Origin of the sequence: Caballeronia sp. INML2 (genome assembly GCF_023631365.1) — a bacterium.
GTDB classification, from domain to species: Bacteria; Pseudomonadota; Gammaproteobacteria; order Burkholderiales; family Burkholderiaceae; genus Caballeronia; species Caballeronia turbans.
The window spans coordinates 1-3,537 of record NZ_JALQDH010000157.1; the positions used below are offsets into that span (position 1 = coordinate 1).

Genomic DNA, 3,537 nt, shown 5'->3' on the forward strand with positions numbered 1-3,537 from the left:
GCTTACGCGGCGGCGCCAAACAAAAACTGGGGAAATTTACTTCGACGAAAATGAGGAGTATCTATCCGACGCTGACAGCAGCGGGAGTCGAACTTCATAACGCCCCTTACCGGAGACCCGCAGCGTCCCGGTTTCCCACTCAATGTCTCTCATTCGAAGGTTTGCGAGGTCGCCCGCACGCACCCCGAGTCGCACGAGCAACAGAATGATCGCGCGGTCGCGAAGTGTTCGAAGTGAATGGCCATCGCAAGCGGCTATCAGACGGTCAACATCGTCAGGCGCAAGACACTGCGGGAGTGTCGACAGGCGCCAATGCGCTAGCGCGGGAACCGCTTGGTCGAGACCGGCCCGACACAAGTCTTGAACACATAGATAACGCAGGAAGGCCCGCGCGCTGGTGATCCGCTTTTCGGCCGTACTGATGCCGCACTTGCAAACACTATCCAGGAGGAACGTCCGCACGCGCTTCGGATCCCATCCGCCCACATCGTGCCCAAGTAACTCGAGCATTGTCGTGGCATCGCGACAGTACAGCCGAAGTGTCGCCGGCTTTGCGCCCCGGTGCTTTTGCATCCACTGCCGGAAACCGCTGACGATGTTAGGTTCGCAAATCTCGGCCGTTGCGGGCTTCCCTGCCTGACAGACACCGATCCCGATCAGGTACTCACGAAAGCGCTTCGCTCCGAAGTAAACATGGTGGTTTGCTTTGCCGCCCTTTGCATCTGGACAACTGCACGTCGGAAGATGTCGACGGAAGATTTCCAACATCTGCGGACCTACCTCAGCCAGAGGTCTGCCACTCATCAGCATGAAGCGGCCCAGATGATCGGCGGCACGTATGTACCGCTCGGCGCTGGCCGCTGAATATCCGTCCCGCTCCAGCGCATCAGCAAAGCCGTCAATGAAGGCGCCGACCGGTCCCGTACGCAGGCGCCTCAAAGTCTTGGGTGCTACGAGGTATGTGTCTAGCATCACGTCCTCCTGTGAAGATTGCCCGTGAAAGCCAGACCACGATAGCAACGGAGGGGCGCGTTTTAATGGGGAGCAAAAACACAGAATTGTTCGGTCTGGGGCTCCGAACATGCTTTCGGACTCCCTGTTAGCCAGGACTCCCCATAAGGCACGAGTTGAAGGACACCTCGGTCCTTGTGCAGCCTGAACAGCGCAGCACATGTCCGCCCAGTGCCGCCGTGCGGCACCGTTCGATGGCCGACATGACCTTCAGCTGCCCCAGGCTCAAGTGTGTCGTGGCTCGCCACGCTGGCCCGTGGCTGCGGAAGATGTCCGCAACCTCCAGCATGAGGCGTTACAGCCCGCGGGTCTACTCTGAGGGCAGACGGTCCAGCGGACTGGTGACCTCGTGCAGCAGGTCGGTGGCCACCTGGACGTAGAGCGCGGTGTTCTCGAGCTTTGCATGGCCGAGCAGCACCTGGATCACGCGGATATCCACCTTCTGTTCGAGGAGATGTGTCGCAAAGCTATGGCGTAGCGTGTGCATGGACACACGTTTGTCGATGTTCGCAGTCTCGGCGGCGGCATGAATGGCACGGTTCAACTGTCGCGTGCTTAACTGATCGAGCGGATCGAGTCCGGGAAACAGCCACCCACCATCGAGCATCTTGCCCTGCGCACGGGCCACGCGCCACCACACACGCAGACGTTCAAGCGTATGCGGTCCAGAAACAACGTCCTTCCAATGAGCGGCTGAAGGTCTGAACCTATGTGTCCGCGTGGACACATTCACTCAGACCGCAATGAACGAGAATCGAGACCTTCGCAGCAGGCTCGTCGTTGGCCAGAAACGGGACGGACGGCGCGAATTTGACGAGGATGCTGTACGGGAACTGGTCGCACTGTGCCTGAAGCCGGGTGTGTCGATCGCGCGTGCCGCCATGGATCACGACGTCAACCCGAACCAGTTGCGCCGATGGATCGCGCGGTATCAGCCGCAGATCCTGCACGATTCCCGAGAACCGGACCCTGTGGTAATCGATGGCGTTTCGATCGACATTGCTGCGCGGACCGTCGGAAGCCCCTGTAGTGCAAGCACCTTACCAGCGTTTGTTCCCGTCATCTCTGCCCCGGTGCCGCCGTCGACACCGTCCACTCCAGTTCCATCGATGACGCTCGCGTTGCATGTTCGGTTACCTAACGGTGTCGAACTCAACTTCGGCGAGGCTGGCGTCGAAGAGATCACGACGATCGTCCAGGTGCTTGGGAGGCTGCCGTGTTCCGGTTTGACGAAGGTCTGAACGTCTATCTGCACCGCGATCCCGTCGATTTCCGGTTCGGAATGAACAGCCTGTCGATTCTCGTGGAGCAGGCGATGGGACTGAACCCGATGGACGCGTCGCTCTATGTGTTCACGAACCGGCGATGTGATCGTATCAAGATCCTCGGTTGGGATCACAATGGGTTCTGGCTATTGTTCAAGCGACTCGAAGAAAAGGACCGCTTCGTCTGGCCCGACAGTAGTACAGAGGTCGTCACGCTGGACGTCGAGCGATTGCAGTGGCTACTCAAGGGTGCTGACATTGCCGCGCTTCGGCGCCATCCGAAACGACATTATGCTCGTGTGAGTTGAACACGACATTGGCGTGCCGGTCTAAGCGACATGCCGATCAACGTCACCCTCTCTGCCGACGAGCTCAAGGCACTCCTGGCGATGCGCGAGGAGCACGCTGCGCTTCAGCGAGAACGTGACGAGCTGCGCAGCACGCTGCGACTCGTGACAGCGGAGCGTGACCTCGCGGAGGAGCGCTTACGGGCTTACCGACGCGAGCTGTTTGGCGCAAAGAGTGAAGCGCGAGATTCTGATCAATACGGCTTGTTCAACGAAGCTGAGGCGCTCGGCGCAAACTCCACGCCCGCGCAGGAAGACACACCGGAAACGAAGGTTGACGCGCACACTCGCAAGAAGCGTGGTCACCGCAAGCCGCTCGATCCCAGTCTTCCGCGCGATGTCGTGCGACACGAACTGCCCGAAGCCGATCGCTTCTGCGCCAACGACGGTCATGCGCTTGTGGAGATCGGAGTAGAAACCAGCGAACAGCTGGACGTGATCCCGGAGCAGCTTCGGGTCATCCAACACCAGCGCGTCAAGTATGCCTGCCCGTGCTGCGATCTTGGCATCAAGGTCACGCCAGCGCCGCCGCGCATCATCCCGCGCGGACTCTTGAGCGAATCGGCGCTCGCGTGGATCGCTGCCGGCAAGTATCAGTTCGGGATGCCCCTCTACCGTCAGGCCGGCCTACTGCGACGCTTCGGCGGCGACATCACATCGAACACCATCGCCGCGAGCATCGTCCGTGTCGGGCTTGCGACGCAACCTGTGATCAACCTGATGCGCGATGCGTTGCTCGATGCCGATCTGATCTACTGCGACGAGACGACATTCCAGGTCCTGAAGGAGAAGGGGCGCAAGCCACAAACAAAGAGCTATCTCTGGTTGCCGCGCGTCAATCAAGATGAGAACAGCGCGTCAATCAGGATGAGAGAACTGGCATGGCGGCAGCGGTGAAGGGCGTAGCCCGGAAC

4 protein-coding genes and 2 pseudogenes are annotated in these 3,537 nt (G+C 59.9%); 3 read left to right on the plus strand and 3 right to left on the minus strand.

Going from position 1 to position 3,537, the window contains the following annotated elements; translation table 11 throughout:
• Positions 1 to 36: 36 nt before the first annotated feature.
• From NCT32_RS36550 to NCT32_RS36560, 3 genes and pseudogenes are all read right to left on the minus strand, one after another.
• A complete protein-coding gene (locus NCT32_RS36550; protein ID WP_250491515.1) occupies positions 37 to 972 on the minus strand; it encodes a tyrosine-type recombinase/integrase in 936 nt (311 codons plus the stop codon).
• 148 nt (positions 973 to 1,120) lie between these two features.
• Positions 1,121 to 1,300: pseudogene (locus NCT32_RS36555) on the minus strand (transposase zinc-binding domain-containing protein); the annotation flags it as partial.
• Positions 1,301 to 1,321: 21 nt separating this feature from the next.
• Positions 1,322 to 1,675, minus strand: a pseudogene (locus NCT32_RS36560) (tyrosine-type recombinase/integrase); the annotation flags it as partial.
• Between the two features lie 79 nt (positions 1,676 to 1,754).
• Between NCT32_RS36560 and NCT32_RS36565 the strand changes: the two are divergent.
• The 3 genes from NCT32_RS36565 to NCT32_RS36575 are packed head-to-tail and all read left to right on the plus strand — an operon-like array spanning position 1,755 to position 3,520.
• Complete coding sequence (locus NCT32_RS36565; RefSeq protein ID WP_250491516.1) at positions 1,755 to 2,252, plus strand: transposase; 498 nt, start codon at positions 1,755 to 1,757, stop codon at positions 2,250 to 2,252.
• Positions 2,228 to 2,584 (plus strand): IS66 family insertion sequence element accessory protein TnpB, encoded by a 357-nt coding sequence (tnpB, locus tag NCT32_RS36570; RefSeq protein WP_061167874.1) that lies wholly within the window; start codon positions 2,228 to 2,230, stop codon positions 2,582 to 2,584. The genes NCT32_RS36565 and tnpB overlap by 25 nt, the downstream gene beginning before the upstream one ends.
• A gap of 30 nt (positions 2,585 to 2,614) precedes the next feature.
• Positions 2,615 to 3,520: a transposase gene (locus tag NCT32_RS36575; protein ID WP_409241583.1), complete on the plus strand. Its 906-nt coding sequence runs from the start codon at positions 2,615 to 2,617 to the stop codon at positions 3,518 to 3,520.
• Positions 3,521 to 3,537: the final 17 nt, after the last annotated feature.